Genomic DNA, 22702 nt, shown 5'->3' with positions numbered 1-22702 from the left:
TATATTTACTTTAGTGATTAAAAGCGTAGAAGCGAACAAGCGTTGAAGTGTTTAAGTGAAATGACCCATATATTAAGGAGCGTGTATATTATGATCGCCATTACTTCCAACAAAACGTCTGATGAGCGTATTCAAGAAATCGTACAGTTTATAGAGAAGCAAGGTGTGCAAGCTCACGTATCCAAAGGTGAAGACCGTACAGTTATCGGAATTATCGGTCAAGCGGATCCCAAATTAGCAGAACAACTGCGCCAAATGTCAGGAGTCGAACAAGTCGTGAAAATTTCCAAATCATACAAACTAGCAAGCCGTGATTTCCATCCGGCAGATACAGTTATTAATATCAAAGGCGTTGAAATCGGCGGCGAGCAGCTTGTTGTCATGGGCGGACCTTGTGCGGTCGAATCCCCTGAGCAGATCGATGAAATCGCTCGTCTGGTGAAAGCGGCCGGAGGCCAAGTATTGCGCGGCGGCGCGTTCAAACCGAGAACCGGACCTTACAGCTTCCAAGGCGTTGGCGTCGAAGGCTTAATCATGATGGCGGAAGCCGGCAAGAAGCACGGACTTCTGACCATCACCGAAGTGATGACGCCGGAATACGTAGATGTGTGCGCCGAGTATGCGGACATTCTCCAAGTAGGTACACGCAACATGCAAAACTTCGATCTGCTGCGCAAGCTGGGCACGATTCAGACGCCTGTCCTGTTGAAGCGCGGTTTCAGCGCTACTTACGACGAATTCCTGAATGCGGCGGAGTACATTCTTGCCGGCGGTAACCCGAACGTTATGCTGTGTGAGCGCGGAATCCGAACATTCGAGACTTACACGCGCAATACGCTCGATTTATCGGCGATTCCGGTATTGAAACAGCTGAGCCACCTGCCGGTCATCTCCGATCCGAGTCATGGCACAGGACGCAGAGAGCTTGTCGTCCCAATGACCAAAGCTTCCGTTGCAGCCGGAGCGGACGGATTGATCATCGAGATGCATACGGATCCGGACAATTCGATGACGGGAGATGGCGTACAATCGCTATTCCCTGACCAATTCGCGAACTTGCTCGTTGATCTGGAGAAGCTTGCGCCGCTGCTAGGCAAAAAATTCGATACCCACAAAGAAGCTATTCTGGCCTAATTCATATGTTCAAGGAAGCGTGTTTCTTCTATAGAAGAAACACGCTTCCTTATTTTGTATATAAGAAAACTATGTGAAATAGTGTGAGCATATCTTACACATCGATAAAAAATACCTGACATAAGTATTGACTGTGAAAGCTTAATCGCTATATAATATGTGCAAGATAACAACAAAAAGTTGAACATTAATCATGTAAAGTACGTTGAATGTACGGAAATGGGAGGGTTTTTTAAATGTCAGTTCAAAACGTGTTGAACCTTATCAAGGAAAAAAACATTGAGTGGGTAGATTTTCGTTTCGTAGGTCTTTCCGGTAAAGCACAGCATATTTCTTTGCCAGCTTCTGAAGTAGACGAAGAAACATTCGTAAACGGCGTAGCTTTTGACGGTTCCTCCATCCCAGGATTCCGTGGTATTGAACAATCTGACATGGTAATGATGCCAGATACGGAAACTGCATATGTAGATCCTTTCACAGCTCACCCAACATTGATCATTATGAGCAACATCCATACACCTGAAGGCGAACGCTATGACCGCGATCCGCGCAGCATCGCTCAAAAAGCGGAAGAATATCTTCAAACAACAGGCGTTGGTACGACAGCATTCTTCGCACCGGAATCCGAATTCTTCATCTTCGATGATGTTCGTTTCGAGAATGGCATGAACAAGTCTTACTTCGAAGTTGACTCCGAAGAAGCGGGCTGGAACACTGGCCGTAAAGAAGAAGGCGGCAACCTTGCTTACAAAGTTCCAGTTAAAGGCGGTTACGTTCCAGTAGCTCCAATCGATTCCCAACAAGACATTCGTTCCGAAATGTGTAACAGACTTGCTGACGCGGGTCTTCGTATCGAGCGTCACCATCACGAAGTGGCAACAGCTGGTCAAGCTGAAATCAACTTCCGTTTTGACACTTTGACTAAAACAGCAGACAACCTGCTCAAATACAAATACATCGTTGCTAACACAGCTAGAGAATATGGCAAAGTTGCTACATTCATGCCTAAGCCGCTGTTTGGCGACAATGGTAGCGGTATGCACGTTCACATGTCCATCTTCAACGAAGGCAACCCTTTGTTCTACGAAAAAGGCGGATATGCTAACCTTAGTGAACTGGCTATCAACTACATCGGCGGTATCTTGTACCACGCTCCTGCGTTGATTGCGATCACAAACCCAAGTACGAACTCTTTCAAACGTTTGGTTCCTGGTTACGAAGCACCGGTTAACTTGGTATTCTCCAAAGGTAACCGTTCTGCAGCAGTTCGTATTCCAATCGCGGCTGTTACACCAAAAGGCTGCCGTATCGAATTCCGTACACCGGACAGCACAGCTAACCCATACCTTGCTTTCGCAGCAATGTTGATGGCTGGTCTTGACGGTATTAAGAAGAAAATCGATCCGCGCGCTCTTGGATATGGTCCTTTCGATACTAACATCTATGAAATGTCCGATGCTGAGAAAGCTGAAATTCGCAGCGTTCCTGGTACATTAGATGAAGCTCTTGATGCACTTGCAGCTGATTCCGACTTCTTGACTGAAGGCGGCGTATTCACACAAGATTTCATCGATAACTACATCGAATTGAAACGCGGCGAAGCGAAACAAGTTGCAATCCGCATTCACCCGCACGAGTACAACCTGTACTTCGACTGCTAATTCTTTAGCACTTCTATCTATCTTCATAACGAATAAAGCTGTTTCTGCCGTAGATCGCTATGGCGGGAGCAGCTTTTTTTATTTTTAAATGATAAAAGTGATGTATAATGGAAGCAATAGTCAATTATGTCCTTATTATCAACGTAGAGAGGAAGATTTTTCATGAAAATAGCACTTCTTGCCGGCAGTAATCACCGCGCAGCGACAAGTACGAAACTTGCTGCCTACATTCAGCATTTGATTAACGCGAACGGGCACGTATCCACATTGATTGATTTGTACCAAACGCCCGTTCCTTTCTATTCGCCGGAGAATGCACACGGAGGGCATGAAGCACTGGAACATCTGAAGCGGACTATGCTCGAAGCGGACGGCATTGTACTTGCGACTCCAGAGTATCATAGCGGAATTTCCGGCGTGCTCAAAAATGCGCTCGATCATCTTGGACAAGACCATTTCCATAACAAGGCCGTTCTATCGGTCAGCTCCTCAGGCGGTGCTATTGCGGTAAGCTCATTGACGCAGCTGCAAACGATCGTGCGCAACCTGCATGGTGTTAATAGCCCGGAATGGATCTCCATCGGCGGCGATGCGCGCAAAAGCTTCCAGCCAGGCGCGGCATTCGACGATATCAACCCTGATGTCGATTTGCGCGTTCGCCGTGTCGTTTCCTCGTTCCTCGATTTGACAAGTTTACTGAGTGTTCGACAATAACTTATTTTCGACAGCAGCAGTTATTTTATAACATAAACAGACAAGAGCGATGCGAATACTTCGCATCGTTCTTTTTATATTGTTAACCAAAAGTGATGAACAATTGGTTTACAATGGTGCTGTGATTTGCTAAAATTATCCTCGGTCTATTGTTAACCATAAAAACAACTTATAAGTTGACAATTAAGAAGAGGTGATCATCATGACAACGGACTATGATCGGCTTGCCGCTCTGAATAAGTCGCACGTATGGCATCCTTTCACACAGATGAAGGATTACAACAACGAGGACCCGCTCATCATTGAACGCGGAGAGGGCGTCAAGCTGTATGATATGCATGGACGGGCCTATTATGACGGTTTTTCATCCGTCTGGCTGAATGTGCATGGGCACAATGTGCCGGAGCTCAATCAAGCAATCACCGATCAGTTGGGGAGGGTGGCGCATTCCACCTTGCTGGGGATGGCCAATATACCGGCTATCGAGCTTGCGGAGAAACTGGCAGGCATAGCGCCGAAAGGTTTAAATAAGGTGTTTTATTCGGATTCCGGAGCGACTGGCGTTGAGATCGCCATCAAAATGGCGTTTCAATACTGGCATAACAAGGGAGCGACCGGCAAAAAGACGTTTGTAACGATGAACGGAGCGTATCACGGGGATACGATTGGCGCGGTCAGCGTAGGTGCCATACCGCTTTATCATGACGTGTTCAGGCCGCTGCTGTTCCCGTCGCACGTTATCCCCTATCCGCACGCTTATCGCCATGAAGGCGGAGCGGAAGGGGCGAAGGAAGCGGCTCTCGATGCTTTGCGCGGGCTGCTGGAGGCTCGCGCGGACGAGATTGCGGCGCTCATCGTCGAGCCCATCGTGCAGGGATCCAGCGGCATCCTGATCATGCCTGAAGGCTGCCTGCGCGAGATGGCGGAGCTATGCCGCAAGCACGACGTGCTGCTGATCGCCGATGAAGTTGCGACGGGCTTCGGCCGCACGGGGGCGATGTTTGGGTGCGAGCTGGAGAACGTAACACCGGATCTAATGGTCGTTGGTAAAGGTTTGACCGGAGGCTATTTGCCTGTGGCGGCGACACTGGCTTCCGATAACGTTTATGATGCGTTCTATGCTGATTATGAGGCTCAGAAAACATTTTTCCATGGTCATTCCTTTACGGGTAACCCTCTGGGATGCTCGGTTGCGCTGGCCAGTCTGAGGCTGTTCGAGGAACGAGCGCTTCTGGAGGGCGTGCGAGCGAAATCCGTCTTTGTTGAAAATAAACTCGCCGCCTTGAAACAAAGACCGCATGTCGGCGATATTCGGCAGAAGGGTCTAATGATCGGTATCGAGCTTGTGCGGGATCGAGAGTCCGGCGAGCCTTATGCATGGGAGGAGCGAATCGGCGTCCGAACGTGCCGGAAAGCGAGAGAGCTCGGCATGCTGACCAGACCGCTCGGCAATGTGATCGTCTTCATTCCGCCGCTGGCCAGCACGGAATCGGAGCTAGACGCGATGACGGATATTTTGGCGGAAGCGATTGTTAGCGTTACGGAAGGGAGCGGCGCTTAGGATGGAGAACATGCGAGGTCTATTCGTAACGGGGACCGACACCGGCGTGGGGAAGACGCTGGTCACCGCGGCGATCGCGGCAGCGCTCCGTGCGGAAGGCTGGCAGGCCGGCGTTTGGAAGCCGGTGCAATCAGGCGCGCTGCTGGGCAGCGGGAACACCGATGCCGAGCGGCTGGTGCGGCTCGCGGGAATCCCGGAGCCGCCTGAAGCCGTGGCGCCGTACACGTTCGAGGCGCCCCTTGCGCCGCTGCTCGCCGCAGGACGCGCCGGGGTGACGCTGACGCTGCAGGCGCTTATTGCCGCCGGCAAGCCGCTGGCGGCGCGCAGCGAAGCGCTGCTCATCGAAGGTGCAGGCGGCGCTGCGGTTCCGCTGACGGAGGACGCCCTCGTGGCGGACCTGATTGCGCAGCTGCAAGTTCCGGCGCTCATCGTAGCCCGGTCCGGATTGGGCACGATTAACCATACGCTGATGACGGCAGCCTTCCTGCGGCATTACGGCATTCCCGTTGCAGGCGTCATTCTGAATGACGGCGCGGGTACCGTTCAAGACGATCCGAGCGTCGCCACGAATGCGGAGATGATCGCCCGGTATGGCGGCTTGCGCATCATCGGCCGATTTCCACGGCTGGGGCCTGATGTCAGCAGGGACATTTTGGTACATACGGTTCGGCAATCGATTGACTTGGAGGCTGTTCGACAAGCGCTCAAGCTTACATCCAAATCCAAATTTATGGAGGGGCCGCAGGATGACGACAACGGTATTTAAAGATTGGCAGCTACTGGCTCGGAAAGCGTTAGAAGGTGAACGTTTGACGATAGAAGAAGGATTGGCGGTACTTCAAGCTGATAACGATGAAGTGCTGCCGCTGCTGCAGGCGGCTTTCCAGGTGAGAAGGTACCATTACGGGAAAAAAGTGAAGCTGAATATGATCATCAACGCCAAAAGCGGGCTATGCCCCGAAGACTGCGGTTATTGCTCGCAATCGATCGTCTCAACGGCGCCAGTCCGGAAGTACACCTTGCTGGACAAGGATACGCTGCTTGCGGGAGCGCGGGAGGCTTTGGCACGGAAAGCGGGTACCTATTGTATCGTTGCCGCCGGAAGAGGACCGACTGATAAAGAATTGGAGCAAGTGGCCGATGCTGTCAAAGAAATTCGCGCGACGATGCCGCTCAAAATTTGTGCGTGCCTGGGGCTCCTGAAGGATGAACAAGCACGGCGTCTAGCCGAAGCGGGCGTTCACCGCTACAATCACAACCTTAATACAAGCCAAGAGAACTATGCCGCGATTACGACGACGCATAGCTATAACGACCGCCTTGAGACCGTCGAAAAAGTCAAGACCTACGGCATGTCGCCCTGCTCCGGTGTGATTATCGGCATGGGGGAAAGCGATCGCGAAATCGTGGAAATGGCCTATGCGCTGCGCGACCTGGACAGCGACTCCATTCCGATTAATTTCTTGAATGCCATTCCGGGCACGCCTCTCGAGCGTGCAGGGAGAACGCCGGCGATGAAGGCGCTTAAGGTGCTGGCATTGTTCCGCTTCCTATGTCCGGCCAAGGAAATCCGCGTGGCCGGCGGCCGGGAAGTGAATTTGCGGGCGCTTCAGCCGTTGTCGCTTTATGCGGCTAACTCGCTATTCGTAGGCGACTACTTGACTACGGCAGGCCAAGAAGCCGGCGCGGATCATCGGATGATCGAAGATTTGGGCTTCGAGATCGAGCTTAATGCGCTCTGAGGAGGTGGAACCTTGACTTGGATGGAACAAGAACTCGCTGCACGGCAGGGGACCGCGATGCTGCGTTCGCTGCGCACGTGCCACACGGTTCCGGAATATCCGGGCTATTTGAGGCGGGAGGAACATTCTCCCCCGATCCTCAATTTATCCGCTAACGATTATCTGGGGCTCTCGCGCCATCCGGCCATTGTGTCGGCGATGCAAGCTGCGCTTTACAGAGAAGGTGCGGGTGCAGGAGCATCGCGGCTTGTGACAGGGAATCGTCCGGCTTATGATGAGCTTGAGCGGGCTATCGCCGCCTGGCAGAACAAAGAAGCTGCGTTGGTGTTCGCGAATGGCTACATGGCGAATACCGGCGTAATTCCGGCAGTCGTCGGCCGGGACGATGCCGTATTCAGCGACCGGCTGAACCACGCCAGCATCGTGGACGGTATTCGGCTCAGCCGGGCGAAGCTGGTGCGCTACCGTCACAATGATATGGAGCATTTGGCGGCGCTGCTGCTCGAGCATCGTGACCGGCGGAGAAAGCTGATCGTGACCGACAGCATTTTTTCTATGGACGGAGATCAGGCCCCCCTTCGGAGGCTGGCGCTTCTTAAGCAAGAGCACGGCGCTATGCTGATGGTGGATGAGGCGCACAGCGGAGGGATGTATGGCCGGTATGGCGAGGGATTATGCCATGAGCTCGGCATTCAAGATATGGTGGACATTCATCTGGGAACATTCAGCAAAGCTTTCGGCGTTTACGGCGCTTATATATGCGGGAGCCGGACACTGATTGACTTCCTTGTCAATCAAGCCCGGCCGCTCGTCTACTCCACGGCGCTGCCGCCATCGGTGCTGGCGGGGATCGCACAAGCGCTGACCCTTGTGCGGCAGGAGCATGGGCGCCGGACCAGGCTGCGAGCGGCAGCCCGCCGGTTCCGCGCCATGCTGGGCAAGGCCGGGTTCCAAGCCGGCTCAGGCGACTCGCCGATTGTGCCGGTCGTCGTCGGCGGCAACGAAACCGCCCTGCGCTTCAGCGCCATGCTGGAGGAGCGGGGAATCGCAGCAGTCGCCATTCGGCCCCCGACGGTGCCGGAAGGAACGGCTCGTATTCGCTTTACCTTATCCTTCGCTCACACCGATAAGGATCTGCAGGATGCCGCCGAACGCATTCGCGAGGTCGGGCTTGAACTAGGAGTGCTGACGTCATGAGCGGGACCCTTCTATGGCTCCCGGGGTGGAGCATGACGCCAGCGGTCTTTAGCCGGCTGCAGGAAAGGCTGCCGCTGTATCGCCACTTGCCCGTCGATCTGAGCGATGCACAGACGCCGTACGAATTGCTGCGGCGGGCTGAAGCGGCAGCTAAGGAAAGCGGCGGCCCCTTGCTTATCGGCGGATGGTCGCTCGGCGCGCTGCTTGCCTTGCGGCTGGCGGCTCAAGGCTTGGCGGACGGTTTGATCCTTTTTGCGGCTACGGCATGCTTCGTCCGTTCCAAGCATGAGCAAGCGCTCGGCCAGCCGGATTCGATAGTCAGGCAGATGATAAGAGCGCTCGATTATGATGCGTATGCGGTCGAAACGGCTTTTCGAAAGCAGCTTCTGACGGATGCCGAGCGAAGGGCTGGGGTGGAGAAGCGGCTAGCCCCTGCAGGCAGCTGGACATTGCCGGCACTGCATGCCGGACTCGAGCTTTTGCGAAGCGAAGATCTTAGGCAGATGCTGCCGGACATTCAGTGCCCCGTGCTGCTGTTCCACGGCTTGGCGGACCGGATTTGCCCGTTTGGCGGCGTATCCGAGCTTGCAGCCCGGCTGCCCTATGCCTGTCTGTACGCTATCCCCGAGTGCGGGCATGCCCCTTTTTTGGACAGAGAGGAAGAAATAGCGAAGGAAGTGAGGAGATGGCTCCATGCACAGCAGTCCGATAGCGCGTCAATTTGACCGAAGCTCTGCAGGTTCTTATGACCGGCATGCCGCGGTGCAGCGAACTATGGCTATGCAGCTCGGGGAAGAGCTGCCTTATGAGGTTGCCCAGCCGGCAGTCATTCTGGACGTTGGCTGCGGGACAGGCGATCTGACGGGCCGGCTGGCGGCTGCGTGGCCCCAAGCGGCGATTACCGCTCTGGACATCGCGCCCGGGATGCTTCAGGCAGCGCAGAGACGTCTCCAGTCCGCGCAAGCGGCAGGCGTAGGCGTGCGATTCCTGCAAGCTGATGTAGAGCGCTGGTCCCCTTGTGCCGAAGAGGCTTCCTTCGATTTGATCGTCTCCAGCGCCTGCTTCCAGTGGCTGAGAGATCCGAAGATGACCCTGCGGCATCTGCGGCGGATGCTGCGTCCGGGAGGCCAACTCGCGTTCTCGACGTTCGGGCCGGATACATTTTATGAGCTGCATGCGTCTTTTCACGAAGTTTATCGCAGTCTGAACCTGAGACCGCAAAGGCACGGACTCGCTTTCCGGTCCGGTGCCGAGTGGTGCGAGCTGCTCGCGGAAGCCGGATTCACCTCCGTACATGAGCGCCGAAGCATGTACCGCGCCACCTATCCGAGTCCGCGCGATTTCCTGTTGGCCGTCAAAGAACTGGGGGCCAGCGCGTCCGAAGCAAGGGCTGTTCCTGGCGTAAGCGCGCGCCGCTTGTTTGCCGGGATGTACCAGGCGTACACGAACAAGTTCAGTACACAGGAGGGCGTGGGTGCGACTTATGAGCTTTTAACGCTGCGAGCAAAGTGGGATTAGAGCGGGGGGAAAGCACGTGAATGCACGGGATAGCGGGTTGATCATGAACAAGGCTGCGTGCTCGTCACTCTGTGTGATCTGCAAACGACGAACCGCTGGGCACGTAACCTCGTCGCCTGAACCGAGAGCACGTAACCCGTCACCTGAACCGACGGGATAGTGGACGTAGCGTGGCTGAGCACGTAACCCGTTACCTGAACCGATGGGATAGTGGGCGTAGCGTGGCTGAGTACGCAACCTCGTTGCCTGAACCGAGGGGATAGTGGACGTAGAGTAGCTGAGCACGCAACTCGTCACCTGAACCGACGGGATAGTGGACGTAGAGGAGCTGAGCCCGTAACCCGTCACCTGAACCGAAGGGATAGTGGAGATAGAGTGGCTGAGCCCGTAACCTCGTTGCCTGAACCGACGGGATAGTGGACGTAGAGGAGCTGATTACGCAACCTCGCTACCTGAACCGACGGGATATTGGAGATAGCGTGGCTGAGCCCGTAACCTCGTTGCCTGAACCGACGGGATAGTGGACGTAGAGGAGCTGAGCCCGTAACCCGTCACCTGAACCGACGGGATCGTGGAGATAGAGCGGCTGCCCAACCGATTGAGCAGATGGAATGGGCATGAACTAGCTGTTGTCCGTCCATGCTAGGACCTGCTTTCCCTAACGGACACAGCGGTCCTTATTTCACACAATAGGGCCGCTTTGAATATGTAACGGACACCCGTGCCGTTAATGACTCCTCTATGGCCGATTTGAGCCCCGAAATCGGTAAATAAGGTATCTGGTTTCCGTTAGCGCCGAAACGCCAAGCTTTTTGCAAGATTAACGGTCGCTGTGTCCGTTAGATTCGCGTGGCGAGCGGTATTCATGGTAACCTTAAAGAAAAGTCATTCACGATGTCAGGAGGGTTGACCGAGTGGGGATAGAGCCGATTTCGGATCATCTGCAGCATCATTTAAAGATATTGTTCGTGGGCTACAATCCCAGCCTCCGATCCGGCGAAACCGGCCATCACTATGCGAACCCGAACAACCGGTTTTACCGCATTCTGCACCAGGCCGGCATTACGCCCCGGCTCTACAAGCCGGAGGAGGACGGCGATCTGCTTCAGCTCGGCTACGGGTTCACGAATATCGTGGCGCGACCTTCCTTAACGGCAGCAGAAATTACGCCGGAAGAGTACCGGGAGGGCCGTGTCCTGCTGAAGGAGAAAATCGAACGCTATCGCCCGAAGGTCGTATGCTTCGTCGGCAAAGGCGTCTACGAGCAGTACAGCGGGCGCAAAGGGATGCCATGGGGGAAGCAGTCCGACCCCGTCGTTCCGGGTGTCATTGAATATGTATGCCCGTCTTCGAGCGGCCTTGTTCGCATGAAGCTGGACGAAATGGTCGCAATCTTCCGTGGTATCACAACATTAATCGGGATGGAGATGGATGAGGAATGAACATACCATGGCTGCATTGGGCGCAAGAAATTCAAGCGATCAGTCAAGCGGGGCTCACCTATGGAGAGAATGGCTACGATTTGGAGCGCTATGAGGCGCTGCGCAAAATCAGCGTTGAAATGATGAGCTATTTCACCGATACGCCGATCGACAAGGTGACGGAGCTGTTCGCTGGAGAGACGGGGTACCAGACGCCGAAGGTCGATATCCGGGCCGTCGTGCTGCAGGAGAACAAGATCTTGCTCGTTCAGGAAAGAACCGACGGCGCCTGGGCTTTGCCCGGGGGCTGGGCGGATATCGGCTACACCCCATCCGAGATCGCTGTCAAGGAGACCCGCGAGGAAGCCGGCTACGACGTAAAGCCGGTGCGCTTGCTGGCGGTTCTGGATAAGAAACGCCACGCCCATCCGCCATCGCCCAACTACACGTACAAGATCTTCATCTTGTGCGAGCTGGTCGGCGGAGAGGCGCTTGAGGTCAGCCTGGAAACGACCAAAGTTGGCTTTTTTGGCGAAAATGAGCTGCCGCCTCTGTCTATAGAGCGGAACACGGTAGAGCAGGTCAAACGGATGTTTGAGCTTGCTAGTGGCCCAGCGTCGCAGGTGCTGCTGGATTGAAACAAACAAGAATGCTCCCAGTCGTATAACCACGGCGGGGAGCAATTTGATTTATCGCATCAATATAGGCTTAAGTTGGTCGAGAATATCCTCCATTTGCTTGGAGCATTCCTCGTACATCGCTTTGGCTTGTTTATTGTTGGTTGTCAGCCCGTACAGCATAAGGTCGGCTTCGCACTGTTTCAAGGTCGCGAAGAGGGTGGCTTTCTCCTGCGGCACGGGAACATTGATTTTATCGTCAAATAAATCAAGATACAACTGGCCGTACGAATCGACTTGCCCTAGAAAAACATTTTCAACCGTTACTCCTACTTTATCCAACTCCGTTTTCAGCCATCCCCGATTAAATGAGAGGGTTGCTAACGCTTCATCCAATATCTCACCGTCCATGATGACCGCTTGAGGCTCTTTCTCCGGTGCAACCTTGATGCCGAGGTGCTTCGCAGTGAGCGGGAGATTTTCACGATGCAGCAATACATTAATCTCACCGCTAGGCTCCATGATCGCAAACTCAACATCCGCTACTTTGAAAACTGAACGCTTACGCAGTTGCTCCATAAGTTCATCCGTGGTGAGTCGTTCTTTTTTTAAATTATCTTCTAAAATCTTCCCGTCTCTAACAAGTACGGTTGCTTTGCTGTCAATAAAATCTCGCATTTTTTTGCTTTTAAGCTGTAAAAGTTCAATACCTAAAGAACACGCGATCCAAACGGCTAACGAGATCAGACCGAGGAACCATTTCGAGTCAATATCCAAGGATATCGCTCCAGCCAGATTTCCAATGGTAATGCCCGTGATGTACTCGAACAGAGATAACTGGGATACTTGTCTTTTTCCAAGAATTTTGGTCATGATGAACAATACGATTACGGCTAAAAGGGTGCGTACGATGACTTCATAAGCATCGGGCATGTGATCTCCTCCTTACGTTTCAAAAAGCAATGAGAGCCAGCATAAAAAAACGGCGGCTCAAAGGTGCTTGGCGGCAGGCTGTAGTGCCGAGTTTGCTGGAACTACAGGGCGCTATTTGAGTGGGATATCCAGCTTTTGCATATACCTTAGGAACTACAGGGCGCTATTTGCCTCGATAAGCCTGGTTTTAGGCTGAAATTGGTTGAATAGAGGATCGTAGTTCCTATTGAGGGCCCAAATCGTTAATTCCACGGTGAATAGAGGACCATAGATCCTCTATTTTAGGACGGCCCGTGTTCAATCAGGACGATGTCAGAAACAGTAGGCAAGTTTATACATTATTTGTGAAAATAATGGAAGTTATACGCCGGGATCCAAAGGAAAAACGCCCAGCGGCTCGTACGAAGGCTGCCGGCCCAAGTGGCTGCGGTAGAGGACGATGTCCTCTACCCGCCACGCGGGCAGCGCCGGCGCGCCGGCGAGCGCGGCGCGCGAGAACGGACCCGCCGCCTGGCGGTAGCGGCGGGCCAGCGTGAGGTGCGGCCGGTAGGCGCGAGCCTCGGCCGGGAACCCGTGGCGGGCGCAGGCGCCCGCGACCTCGCGCTGCAGCGCAGCGAGCGCGTCCAGGTCGCCGGCGACGCCCGCCCACAGCACCGACGGCGCCGCCGGAGGTCCGAACACGCCGAGCCCCTCGGCGTGCAGCGTGAGCGGCGGCGCCGCCGCTGCGAGCCGGCGGAGCTCGTCCGCCAGCGCTTCAACCTTCTCGGCGGCGGTGTCGCCGAGGAAAGAGAGCGTCACGTGGACGTCCTGCGGGTGCGTCCACTTCTGAAAGGGCAGCCTCTCCCGCAGGGAGGCCGCCAGAAGAGCGAGCTCCCGCTGCGTGTCCGGCGGGAGCCCGATGCCGACAAACAGCCGGTAGTTGTCGGATGGTGTCCTATTCGTGCGTGTCGAATGCTCGGTGTGAATCATGTGAGATGTGGCTCCTTTGCCGAAGTATGGAGGGGAAGAGATGGTTTTGTTTCCTAACTTCTTCTAGCATTGCCAACGAAGGTTTTACTTGATGCATGAGGAGAATATTGCTATCATAGCCATAATACAAAAGCAAAGGTGTGGTCATTCATGGGAAATCGGGCCTATAACTTTAACGCAGGGCCTGCGGCATTACCGCTCGAAGTTTTGCAGAAAGCGCAAGAGGAACTTGTCGAATTCAAAGGCATCGGCATGTCGATCATGGAAATTTCGCATCGCAGCGCTGAATACGAGCAAGTACATAATGAAACACAGCAATTATTGAAGCAAATTTTTAACATCCCGGATGGGTACCAAATCATGTTCCTGCAAGGCGGAGCCAGCTCGCAATTCGCGATGATTCCGATGAATTTCTTGAAGCCGGGCAAAGTGGGCAGCTATGTGCTGACAGGCGCTTGGGCGGAGAAAGCGGTGCAGGAAGCTTCCTTGTTCGGCGAAGTGAATATCGCAGCCTCCTCCAAAGAAAATAAATTCATGAAAATTCCGGATCTTAGTGAAATCAACCTTCATCCGGACTCGGCTTATTTGCATATCACATCCAATGAAACGATCGAAGGCGCGCAGTTCCAAAGCTATCCGGACACGGGCAGCGTACCGCTCATCGGCGACATGTCCAGTGACATCTTAAGCCGTCCGGTCGACGTGTCGAAATTCGGCATGATCTATGCCGGCGCGCAAAAAAATCTCGGTCCTTCCGGTGTGACGGTCGTCATCGTCAAGGAAGACATGCTGCAGGATTTGCCGAAAAACATTGCCACGATGTTCCGTTACGAAATCCACAGCAAAAACAATTCCTTGTACAATACGCCGCCGGTGTATTCCATCTACATGGTCAACCTGGTGCTCAAATGGATTCAGGAGCAGGGCGGACTAGCCGTTATCGAGAAGAACAACCTGGAGAAATCCGGTCTGATCTACAATGCCATCGATCAAAGCGGCGGCTTCTACCGCGGTCCTGTCGACAAGGGCAGCCGTTCGGCCATGAACATTACGTTCCGTCTGCAGGATGAAGAATTGGAGAAGAAATTCATCAAGGAAACCGAGCAGAACGGCTTCATCGGCCTGAAAGGACATCGCAGCGTAGGCGGTCTGCGCGCATCGACGTACAATGCGGTTCCGTACGCTTCCTGCCAAGCGCTCGCGGAGTTCATGAAGGATTTCCACAAGCGCAATAGTTAAGATACGGTTCAAGAGCTACTCACAGCACCCTCGTGTGCGCGTGAGTAGCTTTTTTTGGTTGGGAGGCCAATATCCCGATCTTCGCCGGCATGGCCCTTAGACGGCCGCTCAGGCGTCTCTGGCGAGCTGTGTGCCGGTATAACCCGAATCTATATCTAGTAGGACAGGGTCGGCGGATTCCTTTCGACAAATGTGAAAATTTCAAGGCAAAACTCCAAAAAAAATTTCAAATCCCCGCGAGCCACGTCCTGTCTGGGATTCGGTATTTTGAGACCGAAAATGTGAGATTTCACACGTTGACAAACACTATATATTGATATAAATTTGAATCTATCAACTAGATGTCGTGGAAAAATGGGAAATTAAGAGAAGCCGGACGGATCGCGGAATTCCGCGGAATAACCGGGAAAATCCCTTGATATCGCGCTTTTTCAGCCGCTTAGCCATTTGCGAAATTCCGCTTCTTTTGTCGAGCCGAAGGCCGCACGACTAGATATAGTTGATAGGTAAGCTACATACGACTTACTAGATATAGAGTTTCATACATAAGACTCACTAGATACGGTTTTGCTTGAGATTGAAGATACATGACAGGAGACGGAGCCCATGCTGATTGCTTACGATTCGAAAACAGGAAATGTTCGCCGGTTTATTAACAAGCTGAAAATGCCGGCCATCCAAATCGAGGAAGCGATGAAAGTGGACGAGCCCTTCGTGCTCGTTACCTATACGACCGGATTTGGTCAAGTTCCTGAGAAGGTGGCCTCGTTCCTGGAAACGAACGCTTCTCATTTGATCGGAGTCGCAGCAAGCGGGAACCGCAACTGGGGCGACGGGTTTGCGAAGAGCGCAGACACCATCTCCCAGCAATACGATGTGCCGGTGTTAACCAAGTTTGAGCTATCCGGCACCAAAAATGATGTAGAACGATTTGTTCAGGGGGTACATGCAATTGCGGCACATTGAGCTGAATAATTTATTGATGCAACGCGCAGCAGACGGATTTTTTCAACTGGAGAAGGACAAAGAAGCCGTTGAAGTTTTCATGAAGGACGTCCACAGCAAAAGCCTCACTTTCCCCGATACCTCTTCGAAAGTTCGTTACATGATCGACAATAATTACTACGAGAATGTGTATGAGCGTTATACGGAAGATGAAGTCAACGAAGTTTATCAAGTGGCCCACGACAATCAATTCGAGTTCGCTTCCTATATGGCTGCCTCGAAATTTTATACAGATTATGCTTTGCGCAGTGATGATAAAGAGTTGTACCTCGAGCATTTCCCGGATCGCGTAGCGATCGTAGCCTTGTACTTGGGCAGAGGAGACGTAGAAACCGCCCGTACGCTGGCCGTCTCGATGATGGAGCAGCGCCTGCAGCCGGCTACGCCGACCTTCCTCAACGCAGGCAAAAGCCGCCGGGGCGAGATGGTGTCCTGCTTCCTGCTGGAGATGGACGATTCCCTCAATTCCATTAACTATGTGCTGGCCACCTGCATGCAGCTGTCCAAAATCGGTGGCGGTGTCGCCGTCAATCTGTCCAAGCTGCGCGGGCGCGGGGAATCGATCAAAGGCGTGGAACGAGCCGCCAAAGGGATTATGCCTGTTCTGAAGCTGATGGAGGATGCGTTCTCCTATGCCGACCAAATGGGGCAGCGCAAGGGCTCCGGAGCGGCGTATTACAACATTTTCGGTTGGGATCTGATGGAGTTCCTCGATTCCAAAAAAATTAACGCAGACGAGAAGTCCCGTCTGAAAACATTATCGATCGGCCTGATCGTGCCGAACAAATTCTACAAGCTGGCGGAACAAAATCAGCCGCTTCATGTTTTTGCGCCATATACCGTATGGCAGGCTTACGGCAAGCACTTGGACGATCTCGATCTCGACGAGATGTACGATGAGCTGCTGGCGAATCCGAAAGTGAAGAAGAAGGTCGTCATGAGTGCGCGCGACATGCTCGTCAAAATTGCGACAACCCAGCTGGAATCCGGGTATCCGTATATCATGAACCGGACGAATGCGAACAAGGATCATGCGCTTAAAGGGATCGGGACAATTAAGATGTCCAACCTGTGCACGGAGATTTTCCAGCTGCAAGAGACTTCGGAAATTAACGATTACGGCGAAGACGACGTGATTCTGCGCGATATTTCCTGCAATTTGGCTTCGATGAACATCACCAACGTCATGGAGCGCAAGAAGCTGCGCGAGACGGTTCATGAGGGCATGACCGCCCTGACGGCAGTCAGTGACATGACGACGGTCAGCAACGCGCCAGGGGTAGCCAAAGCGAACCGCGAGCTGCACTCCGTTGGGCTTGGCGTCATGAATTTGCACGGGTATTTGTCCAAAAACAAAATCAGCTACGAAAGCGATGAAGCGAAGGATTTCGTTCGCACGTTCTTCATGGCGATGAACTATTACTCCATTGAGCGAAGCGTAGAGATTGCCAAAGCGAAGGGGCAGGTTTTCGAGGGCTTCGAGCAGTCGGAATATGCGAATGGCGCTTACTTCAACCGCTATCTGGAGACGGATTACCGTCCGCGCACGGATAAGGTGAAGGGGCTGTTCGAGGGGATGGCGATTCCGTCGCCTGACGACTGGAGCAAGCTGAAAGCGGACGTGCAGAAGCACGGCTTGTATCATGCCTACCGTATGGCGGTCGCGCCGACACAGAGCATTTCGTATATCCAAAATTCAACGTCAAGCGTGATGCCGATCGTCGAGCAGATCGAAACCCGAACGTATGCGAATTCGACGACTTATTATCCGATGCCGTATTTGGCACGCGACAATTATTTCTACTATAAATCCGCGTACCAGATGGACCAATTCAAAATTCTCGATCTGATCGCCGAAATTCAGGTGCACGTGGATCAAGGTATTTCCACCATTTTGCATGTGAATAGCGACGTGTCAACAAGACAATTGGCCCGCTTGTACCTGTATGCGGCACACAAAGGCCTAAAATCGCTCTACTACACGCGAACGAATCAGCTGTCCGTTGAGGAATGCGTAAGCTGTTCGGTGTAATACGGAAGGGGACCTAACATAGATGAGTACTGCGACTACGGTGAGTACGCCGATTGTCAGAAAGGCCGTGAACTGGAACAGGCCGGATGATGATTTCACGATAACGTTCTGGAATCAAAATATTATGCAGTTCTGGACGGATGAAGAAATTCCGTTGTCCGACGATAAAATGTCCTGGATTACGCTGAGTCCGGCGGAGCGGGAGCTATATATGAAAGTGCTGGGCGGTCTGACGCTGCTGGATACGATGCAAGGCGGCGTCGGCATGCCGAAGATTCTTGAGCACGTGGACGGGCTGCAACGCAAAGCTGTGCTCAGCTTCATGGGCATGATGGAGCAAATTCATGCGAAGTCGTACAGCTCGATCTTCACGACGCTTTCGACAACGGAAGAGATTAACGAGCTGTTCGCATGGGTGGAGCGCAATCCTTATCTGCAATTCAAGGCTAACAAGATTTCCACATTTTATGAAAATATTACAACGGCCAAAGAGCTGTACCTGGCGATGGCGGCTTCCGTTCTGCTGGAGAGCTACTTGTTCTACAGCGGCTTCTACTATCCGCTCTATCTAGCCGGACAAGGGAAAATGACGAGCAGCGGCGAGATCATCGATCTGATTTTGCGTGACGAGAGTATTCATGGTCTGTATGTCGGGGTGCTGGCTCAAGAGGTGTACGCGGAGCTAAGCCCGGCGGAGCAGGATGAAGCTTATGAGACTTTGACAGCGCTGTTGACCGAGCTTCATGCCAATGAGGAAGGCTACACGGAGAGCTTGTACGGTCCTCTAGGCTTGGCGGAAGATGTCAAGGCATTCCTCCGCTATAACGCGAATAAAGCGTTCATGAATCTGGGTGTTGATCCGATGTTCCCGGAAGAGGACATTAATCCGATCGTATTGAACGGCCTTAGCACGAAGACGAAACAGCATGACTTTTTCTCCAAAAAAGGGAACGGATACGTACGCACGATTCATGTTGAAGGCTTGACGGATGACGATTTCGTATTCTAAATGACAAAAGCAAGGGCTGCCTTGAAGTCAGTGATGACTTGAGGGCAGCCCTTATTGTGTGCGTGGCGGCGGTCTGTTATGCCAGGGATTCCTTGACGACAGGCTCCGTCAACTTGTAGCCGACGTTACGGATCGTCATGATGTATTCCGGATTGCGTGCATTTTGCTCAATTTTGTCGCGCAAGTGGGAAATATGAACGTCGACAATTCGGGTATCACCAAGGAAGTGATAGTCCCACACGCCGTGAAGGAGCTGCTGGCGGCTCAGTACTTTGCCGCGGTGCTTACACAAGAACAGCAGCAGCTCGAATTCTTTGGGCGTGAGCTCGACCGGTGCGCCGTTCATGGTCACTTCGCGCTGATCGGCTTTGATAGAAATCTGACCGATCGTAATCGGTGTGTTCTCCGTCGTTGACGGCAGTGTCTGAATGCGCCGATGAATCGCGTGAATGCGGGAGATGAGCTCCTGCGGCGAGAACGGCTTCGTCATGTAATCATCGGCACCGTTATCCAGGCCGGCGATTTTGTCGGTAAGATCCTGCATAGCGGTGAGCATAATAATAGGGACAAGGTTGTTCTGGTTTCTAAGCTTGCGGCATACTTGAAAGCCGTCCATCTTCGGCAGCATCAGGTCAAGCACGATCAGGTCCGGGCGGAACGTTTGGATCGCATCGAATACGGCCTCGCCATCGAAAACGCAATGGACTTCGAAGCCGACTAACTTCAAATTGAATTCTATTAGCATGGAGATGGAAGGTTCGTCATCGACAACTAGGATCTTCTTTTTCATCATAGGTTGACTCCTTTTATCGAGAAGGATGACTCTATTATGACAAAGCTCTATCATCGACATATTAAGATAAAGTTAACCCAGTGTAAAAACTGTAAATGGTCATACTTAATTGCATTATGCAACCGCTTATAATAGGATAGAGGATGAGGTGAATTCGACAGACATGGCATTTCATATTGTATTAGTAGAACCCGAAATTCCGGCCAACACCGGCAACATTTCGCGAACTTGCGCGGCGACGGGTACTTATCTTCATCTGGTAAGACCGCTCGGCTTCCAAACGGATGACAAAACGCTGAAACGGGCCGGATTGGATTATTGGCATTCCGTGAAGCTCGAATATCACGATTCGTTTGACGAGGTACTTGAGATGTATAAAGGACACCGTTTCTTTTTTGCGACGACCAAAACGAAGAAGCGTTACACGGATTTTACATTTCAAGACGGTGATTTCCTCGTATTCGGTAAAGAGACCAAAGGTCTCCCGGAAGAGCTCCTGCGCCAGCACCCGGATACGCTGCTCAGACTCCCGATGTCCGATGCGGTAAGATCGCTCAATTTATCCAACTCCGTAGCGATCATGCTGTATGAAGGTTTGCGGCAGACAGGGTTTGCAGGTTTGGATTAAGCGCTATCGCATACGATTTAGGCCTAGGTCGGCAAAATTGACAATAAAAGAAATTTCCGCTTGGAATTAGAAGGAGTTTCTTCCTACACGGCGAATAGTATTCCGTATCAGTCCGTATAGATATGCTAAGCCACCGCTTAGCGTAGAAATTGAGAGCGGAAGAGAGGTGAAGTCCTATGATGAAGCCAGCCGGAGTCGTTCGTAAAGTCGATCAATTGGGACGTATTGTTCTGCCTAAATCGTTACGCAAACGATACCAGATGAATGAAGGGGATCCTGTCGAAATTTTGGTGCAGGGTGATCATATCATTTTGGAAAGATACCGCCCGAAATGTGTATTCTGCGGCAGCATGGATAACGTCAGCGAGTTCAAAGAACGTTACATATGCGGAAGTTGTGTAACAGAGATGAATGTCTTGAAAGTAAGAGCCTAATTAAGGACAATGAAAAGCATTGCCTTCTCGGAAGAGAATGCGGTGCTTTTTTAGTTGGTGTATAGGAACGGAAATCCCGGACATACTATTTGACGACGGTGATAGCAGAGAGGTGCTGTGTCAAAGACAAGTACATCAGGAAGGTTGTTATTGAATCCGTATAGAAGCGAGGAGATGTGCCGCAGAAATCATGAATTGTAGTTACGTACTGCAAGCGTGTGATGAGGTAGGGACCGAGCTGAAGTAAGGTTCAGGGCATAACCAACTAATCTTCACCGTCAGAGGACTCCGCGAGGGGTCCTTTTTCTTGTAGGGTTATTAGCCATAGCTCAAATGAAAAAGCCCGCCAGAATGTATTCATTCTGACGAGCTTTTGGCAACTTACAGGCCTCTTGTTTTGTCCTCGTTATAGGAAGCCGTCATCATAGCGACGAGAAATAGCACAAAAACGGAATTAACGAGCCAAAATGTTGCGGATAAGCCAAACATTGCTGCACCCCCTATAGGTTGAAGAACATCAAAGCATATAGTTAAGCTTTATTATACCCCAATCAACGGCAAAAAAATTTGAATAAACTGTGAATAATTACGATTATTTAAAAAATAAGAAGTTCGTCGCCAGCGGCCGCAATTTGCCGTCGGACGGGCGATTCATGACGGTGCCTCCCATGACCAAGGTCGTGGAGCCGCCTCCGTCCAGGTTATAGGCATCGACGATGCCCAACTGCTGCATCTTGTCCTGCAGCTCGGCGAGCGTCGCCCCGGAGTTTCCGCTTTCGTCGTAGCCGTCCGTGACGATGAACAAGAGCTGGTCGTTCTTATAATTGGCCATCACGGTTCTGGCGGCTCGCGCCGGCGAGCTCTGCCATTGATAAGGGATGGTCGTCTTGGCACCGTTCTTGAGCAGGACAGGAACGAAGGTCGATCCCATCAGCGGGTCGAGCTTGTCCAGATCCGCTTGCGAGCTGAACTTGCCGCCGATGAGCTTGCGGTCTTTGTTCAACCCGATGAACGTCGTGTCGTTCGTCGTCGGGAAGAAGCCGTTCAAATATTTGCCGTTGATGACGGTGGTGTCAAGCGGATAGCGCCGGCCCTTGCTGTCATCGGCGAAGCCTCCGGCATTCACGCCGGCAATAGCGCCATACCGGTTAACGGCTTCCAGGGTCGTTTCGCTCGACCCCATCTTGTCCTTGCCGAGGACAAGCTTGATGGCTTTGTCGCTCTTCAGATTAACTTTGAGCGCATATCCTTTGTAGTTGCTCTCATTCAAGGCAAATAGCTTCAGGTCGATATTGCCGGAAGAGGCTTGCCTGACCGGGCTGCCAAGCTTCGCCGTGATGCGGGCATCGTAGATGATGCCGGGCTTCGCGGCTTGAGCGGCGGCAGTTTGCAGCGCGGCGGCCACTTCTGCCGTACTTTTCTCATATAAGGCGTAATATTGCTGAATGATCGTCTTCGTCTGTGCCGCATCGTTCGTTGCCTTAGTTAACAAGGTGTCGAGGGTCAGGGCTTCCTGATGGAAGGAGACCGGCGTTGAGGCGGCTGCAGTCCAAGTGCCGAGCGGTATATGCACGCTTGCGATAAGCAGCCATATGAGCATCCCGATAAACGGTGCACAAGCCAGCAGGAAGACACGGTTGATTCCTTGGATCGTCGTCATCACTTCAACACATCCAAATTTTTCTGCAGCTCATCCAGTTTCTTCTTCACTTCGGCGAGCTGTGTGTAGAGTTGGTTGCTGTTGTCGGTTTTGCTGTTGGCGCTGTCTTTGGTGAAGGCCAGCAGTTCATTGAGCGAGTCAACTTTGGTTTGCAAAGCTTTCATGTCGGTTGAAACGCTATCCTTCAGTTCGGTTACCTGCTTCTGGTAATCTTGCTGAACCAGCTGTAGTTGTTGCTGGGTCTGCTGTGCGATATCGGTTGCTATTTTCTGTCTCAAATGCTCTGTATACAGCATCGCTGCCGCCACTCCGATTGCGATCAGCATGACCCAACCAAGAAACAACAGGACGTACGTTTTCCTCTTCACCTTCGTAGCTTTGGCAGCCCGGGGAAAAGAATTCGCAGACGTTGCCTCGATTTGCATACTCATGATA

The 22702-nt window shown here is 52.5% G+C and carries 22 protein-coding genes; 17 read left to right on the top strand and 5 right to left on the bottom strand.

Annotated elements, in window-relative coordinates; all coding sequences use genetic code 11:
• Nucleotides 1-90 precede the first annotated feature (90 nt).
• From aroF to J2X61_RS00580, 11 genes are all read left to right on the top strand, one after another.
• Nucleotides 91-1134, top strand: coding sequence for a 3-deoxy-7-phosphoheptulonate synthase (gene aroF / locus J2X61_RS00630; RefSeq protein ID WP_274466565.1), 1044 nt, complete (start codon nt 91-93; stop codon nt 1132-1134).
• A gap of 236 nt (nt 1135-1370) precedes the next feature.
• Nucleotides 1371-2795 (top strand): type I glutamate--ammonia ligase, encoded by a 1425-nt coding sequence (glnA, locus tag J2X61_RS00625; RefSeq protein ID WP_274466564.1) that lies wholly within the window; start codon nt 1371-1373, stop codon nt 2793-2795.
• Between the two features lie 162 nt (nt 2796-2957).
• Nucleotides 2958-3509, top strand: a complete 552-nt coding sequence (locus J2X61_RS00620) for an NADPH-dependent FMN reductase (protein ID WP_274466563.1) — start codon at nt 2958-2960, stop codon at nt 3507-3509.
• A gap of 202 nt (nt 3510-3711) precedes the next feature.
• Nucleotides 3712-5070, top strand: coding sequence for an adenosylmethionine--8-amino-7-oxononanoate transaminase (bioA, locus tag J2X61_RS00615; RefSeq protein WP_274466562.1), 1359 nt, complete (start codon nt 3712-3714; stop codon nt 5068-5070).
• A 1-nt stretch (nt 5071) separates the two neighbouring features.
• Nucleotides 5072-5836: a dethiobiotin synthase gene (gene bioD / locus J2X61_RS00610; RefSeq protein ID WP_274466561.1), complete on the top strand. Its 765-nt coding sequence runs from the start codon at nt 5072-5074 to the stop codon at nt 5834-5836.
• A complete protein-coding gene (gene bioB, locus J2X61_RS00605; RefSeq protein ID WP_310185043.1) occupies nt 5817-6812 on the top strand; it encodes a biotin synthase BioB in 996 nt (331 codons plus the stop codon). Before bioD ends, bioB begins: the two co-directional genes overlap by 20 nt.
• 21 nt (nt 6813-6833) lie before the next feature.
• Nucleotides 6834-8009 (top strand): 8-amino-7-oxononanoate synthase, encoded by a 1176-nt coding sequence (bioF, locus tag J2X61_RS00600; RefSeq protein WP_274467456.1) that lies wholly within the window; start codon nt 6834-6836, stop codon nt 8007-8009.
• Entirely contained in the window at nt 8006-8734 is a 729-nt protein-coding gene (locus J2X61_RS00595) for an alpha/beta fold hydrolase (protein ID WP_274466558.1), read from the top strand. Before bioF ends, J2X61_RS00595 begins: the two co-directional genes overlap by 4 nt.
• Nucleotides 8703-9527: a malonyl-ACP O-methyltransferase BioC gene (bioC, locus tag J2X61_RS00590; protein WP_310185039.1), complete on the top strand. Its 825-nt coding sequence runs from the start codon at nt 8703-8705 to the stop codon at nt 9525-9527. Before J2X61_RS00595 ends, bioC begins: the two co-directional genes overlap by 32 nt.
• Nucleotides 9528-10447: 920 nt before the next feature.
• Entirely contained in the window at nt 10448-10969 is a 522-nt protein-coding gene (locus J2X61_RS00585; protein ID WP_274467455.1) for a mismatch-specific DNA-glycosylase, read from the top strand.
• The gene (locus J2X61_RS00580) at nt 10966-11586 is read left to right on the top strand and encodes an NUDIX hydrolase (RefSeq protein WP_274466556.1); all 621 of its coding nucleotides are present in this window, start codon (nt 10966-10968) and stop codon (nt 11584-11586) included. The genes J2X61_RS00585 and J2X61_RS00580 overlap by 4 nt, the downstream gene beginning before the upstream one ends.
• A gap of 51 nt (nt 11587-11637) precedes the next feature.
• Here J2X61_RS00580 and J2X61_RS00575 read toward each other — a convergent pair whose 3' ends face one another.
• A complete protein-coding gene (locus J2X61_RS00575) occupies nt 11638-12498 on the bottom strand; it encodes a DUF421 domain-containing protein (protein WP_274466555.1) in 861 nt (286 codons plus the stop codon).
• 360 nt (nt 12499-12858) lie between these two features.
• A complete protein-coding gene (thpR, locus tag J2X61_RS00570; RefSeq protein WP_310185037.1) occupies nt 12859-13467 on the bottom strand; it encodes an RNA 2',3'-cyclic phosphodiesterase in 609 nt (202 codons plus the stop codon).
• Between the two features lie 150 nt (nt 13468-13617).
• Here thpR and serC point away from each other — a divergent pair, with 150 nt between their 5' ends.
• The 4 genes from serC to nrdF all read left to right on the top strand — a co-directional run bounded on the left by serC (nt 13618) and on the right by nrdF (nt 18752).
• Entirely contained in the window at nt 13618-14706 is a 1089-nt protein-coding gene (gene serC, locus J2X61_RS00565) for a 3-phosphoserine/phosphohydroxythreonine transaminase (protein WP_274466553.1), read from the top strand.
• 606 nt (nt 14707-15312) lie between these two features.
• A complete protein-coding gene (nrdI, locus tag J2X61_RS00560; protein ID WP_274466552.1) occupies nt 15313-15672 on the top strand; it encodes a class Ib ribonucleoside-diphosphate reductase assembly flavoprotein NrdI in 360 nt (119 codons plus the stop codon).
• On the top strand, nt 15659-17743 hold the full coding sequence (gene nrdE / locus J2X61_RS00555) for a class 1b ribonucleoside-diphosphate reductase subunit alpha (protein WP_274466551.1): 2085 nt from the start codon (nt 15659-15661) through the stop codon (nt 17741-17743). The genes nrdI and nrdE overlap by 14 nt, the downstream gene beginning before the upstream one ends.
• 22 nt (nt 17744-17765) lie before the next feature.
• A complete protein-coding gene (nrdF, locus tag J2X61_RS00550; protein WP_274466550.1) occupies nt 17766-18752 on the top strand; it encodes a class 1b ribonucleoside-diphosphate reductase subunit beta in 987 nt (328 codons plus the stop codon).
• Between the two features lie 76 nt (nt 18753-18828).
• On the opposite strand, the gene J2X61_RS00545 is transcribed toward nrdF, so the two are convergent.
• The gene (locus tag J2X61_RS00545; RefSeq protein ID WP_274466549.1) at nt 18829-19545 is read right to left on the bottom strand and encodes a response regulator transcription factor; all 717 of its coding nucleotides are present in this window, start codon (nt 19543-19545) and stop codon (nt 18829-18831) included.
• A 163-nt stretch (nt 19546-19708) separates the two neighbouring features.
• Here J2X61_RS00545 and trmL point away from each other — a divergent pair, with 163 nt between their 5' ends.
• Both trmL and J2X61_RS00535 read left to right on the top strand, forming a co-directional pair.
• The gene (gene trmL / locus J2X61_RS00540; protein WP_274466547.1) at nt 19709-20173 is read left to right on the top strand and encodes a tRNA (uridine(34)/cytosine(34)/5-carboxymethylaminomethyluridine(34)-2'-O)-methyltransferase TrmL; all 465 of its coding nucleotides are present in this window, start codon (nt 19709-19711) and stop codon (nt 20171-20173) included.
• 179 nt (nt 20174-20352) lie between these two features.
• Nucleotides 20353-20607, top strand: a complete 255-nt coding sequence (locus J2X61_RS00535) for an AbrB/MazE/SpoVT family DNA-binding domain-containing protein (protein WP_274467454.1) — start codon at nt 20353-20355, stop codon at nt 20605-20607.
• A 592-nt stretch (nt 20608-21199) separates the two neighbouring features.
• Here the strand turns inward: J2X61_RS00535 and J2X61_RS00530 are convergent.
• Nucleotides 21200-22267, bottom strand: coding sequence for a phosphodiester glycosidase family protein (locus J2X61_RS00530; protein ID WP_310185032.1), 1068 nt, complete (start codon nt 22265-22267; stop codon nt 21200-21202).
• Entirely contained in the window at nt 22267-22698 is a 432-nt protein-coding gene (locus J2X61_RS00525) for a hypothetical protein (RefSeq protein WP_274466546.1), read from the bottom strand. Before J2X61_RS00525 ends, J2X61_RS00530 begins: the two co-directional genes overlap by 1 nt.
• Nucleotides 22699-22702 lie beyond the last annotated feature (4 nt).

The organism is Bacillus sp. 3255, assembly GCF_031456485.1.
In the GTDB taxonomy this organism is placed as follows: Bacteria; Bacillota; Bacilli; order Paenibacillales; family NBRC-103111; genus Paenibacillus_E.
This window is presented reverse-complemented; position numbering and strand designations above follow the sequence as displayed.

What these genes read in the sequence shown, in the direction of transcription:
- bioF (WP_274467456.1), top strand. Translation starts at nt 6,834, where the DNA reads ATGGAACAAGAACTCGCTGCACGGCAGGGGACCGCGATGCTGCGTTCG.
- J2X61_RS00575 (WP_274466555.1), bottom strand. Translation starts at nt 12,498, where the DNA reads ATGCCCGATGCTTATGAAGTCATCGTACGCACCCTTTTAGCCGTAATC.
- thpR (WP_310185037.1), bottom strand. Translation starts at nt 13,467, where the DNA reads ATGATTCACACCGAGCATTCGACACGCACGAATAGGACACCATCCGAC.
- J2X61_RS00525 (WP_274466546.1), bottom strand. Translation starts at nt 22,698, where the DNA reads ATGAGTATGCAAATCGAGGCAACGTCTGCGAATTCTTTTCCCCGGGCT.
- glnA (WP_274466564.1), top strand. Translation starts at nt 1,371, where the DNA reads ATGTCAGTTCAAAACGTGTTGAACCTTATCAAGGAAAAAAACATTGAG.
- nrdF (WP_274466550.1), top strand. Translation starts at nt 17,766, where the DNA reads ATGAGTACTGCGACTACGGTGAGTACGCCGATTGTCAGAAAGGCCGTG.
- bioB (WP_310185043.1), top strand. Translation starts at nt 5,817, where the DNA reads ATGACGACAACGGTATTTAAAGATTGGCAGCTACTGGCTCGGAAAGCG.
- J2X61_RS00580 (WP_274466556.1), top strand. Translation starts at nt 10,966, where the DNA reads ATGAACATACCATGGCTGCATTGGGCGCAAGAAATTCAAGCGATCAGT.
- bioA (WP_274466562.1), top strand. Translation starts at nt 3,712, where the DNA reads ATGACAACGGACTATGATCGGCTTGCCGCTCTGAATAAGTCGCACGTA.
- J2X61_RS00545 (WP_274466549.1), bottom strand. Translation starts at nt 19,545, where the DNA reads ATGATGAAAAAGAAGATCCTAGTTGTCGATGACGAACCTTCCATCTCC.
- bioD (WP_274466561.1), top strand. Translation starts at nt 5,072, where the DNA reads ATGGAGAACATGCGAGGTCTATTCGTAACGGGGACCGACACCGGCGTG.
- serC (WP_274466553.1), top strand. Translation starts at nt 13,618, where the DNA reads ATGGGAAATCGGGCCTATAACTTTAACGCAGGGCCTGCGGCATTACCG.
- J2X61_RS00530 (WP_310185032.1), bottom strand. Translation starts at nt 22,267, where the DNA reads ATGACGACGATCCAAGGAATCAACCGTGTCTTCCTGCTGGCTTGTGCA.
- J2X61_RS00535 (WP_274467454.1), top strand. Translation starts at nt 20,353, where the DNA reads ATGAAGCCAGCCGGAGTCGTTCGTAAAGTCGATCAATTGGGACGTATT.
- aroF (WP_274466565.1), top strand. Translation starts at nt 91, where the DNA reads ATGATCGCCATTACTTCCAACAAAACGTCTGATGAGCGTATTCAAGAA.
- trmL (WP_274466547.1), top strand. Translation starts at nt 19,709, where the DNA reads ATGGCATTTCATATTGTATTAGTAGAACCCGAAATTCCGGCCAACACC.
- J2X61_RS00620 (WP_274466563.1), top strand. Translation starts at nt 2,958, where the DNA reads ATGAAAATAGCACTTCTTGCCGGCAGTAATCACCGCGCAGCGACAAGT.
- bioC (WP_310185039.1), top strand. Translation starts at nt 8,703, where the DNA reads ATGCACAGCAGTCCGATAGCGCGTCAATTTGACCGAAGCTCTGCAGGT.
- nrdI (WP_274466552.1), top strand. Translation starts at nt 15,313, where the DNA reads ATGCTGATTGCTTACGATTCGAAAACAGGAAATGTTCGCCGGTTTATT.
- J2X61_RS00595 (WP_274466558.1), top strand. Translation starts at nt 8,006, where the DNA reads ATGAGCGGGACCCTTCTATGGCTCCCGGGGTGGAGCATGACGCCAGCG.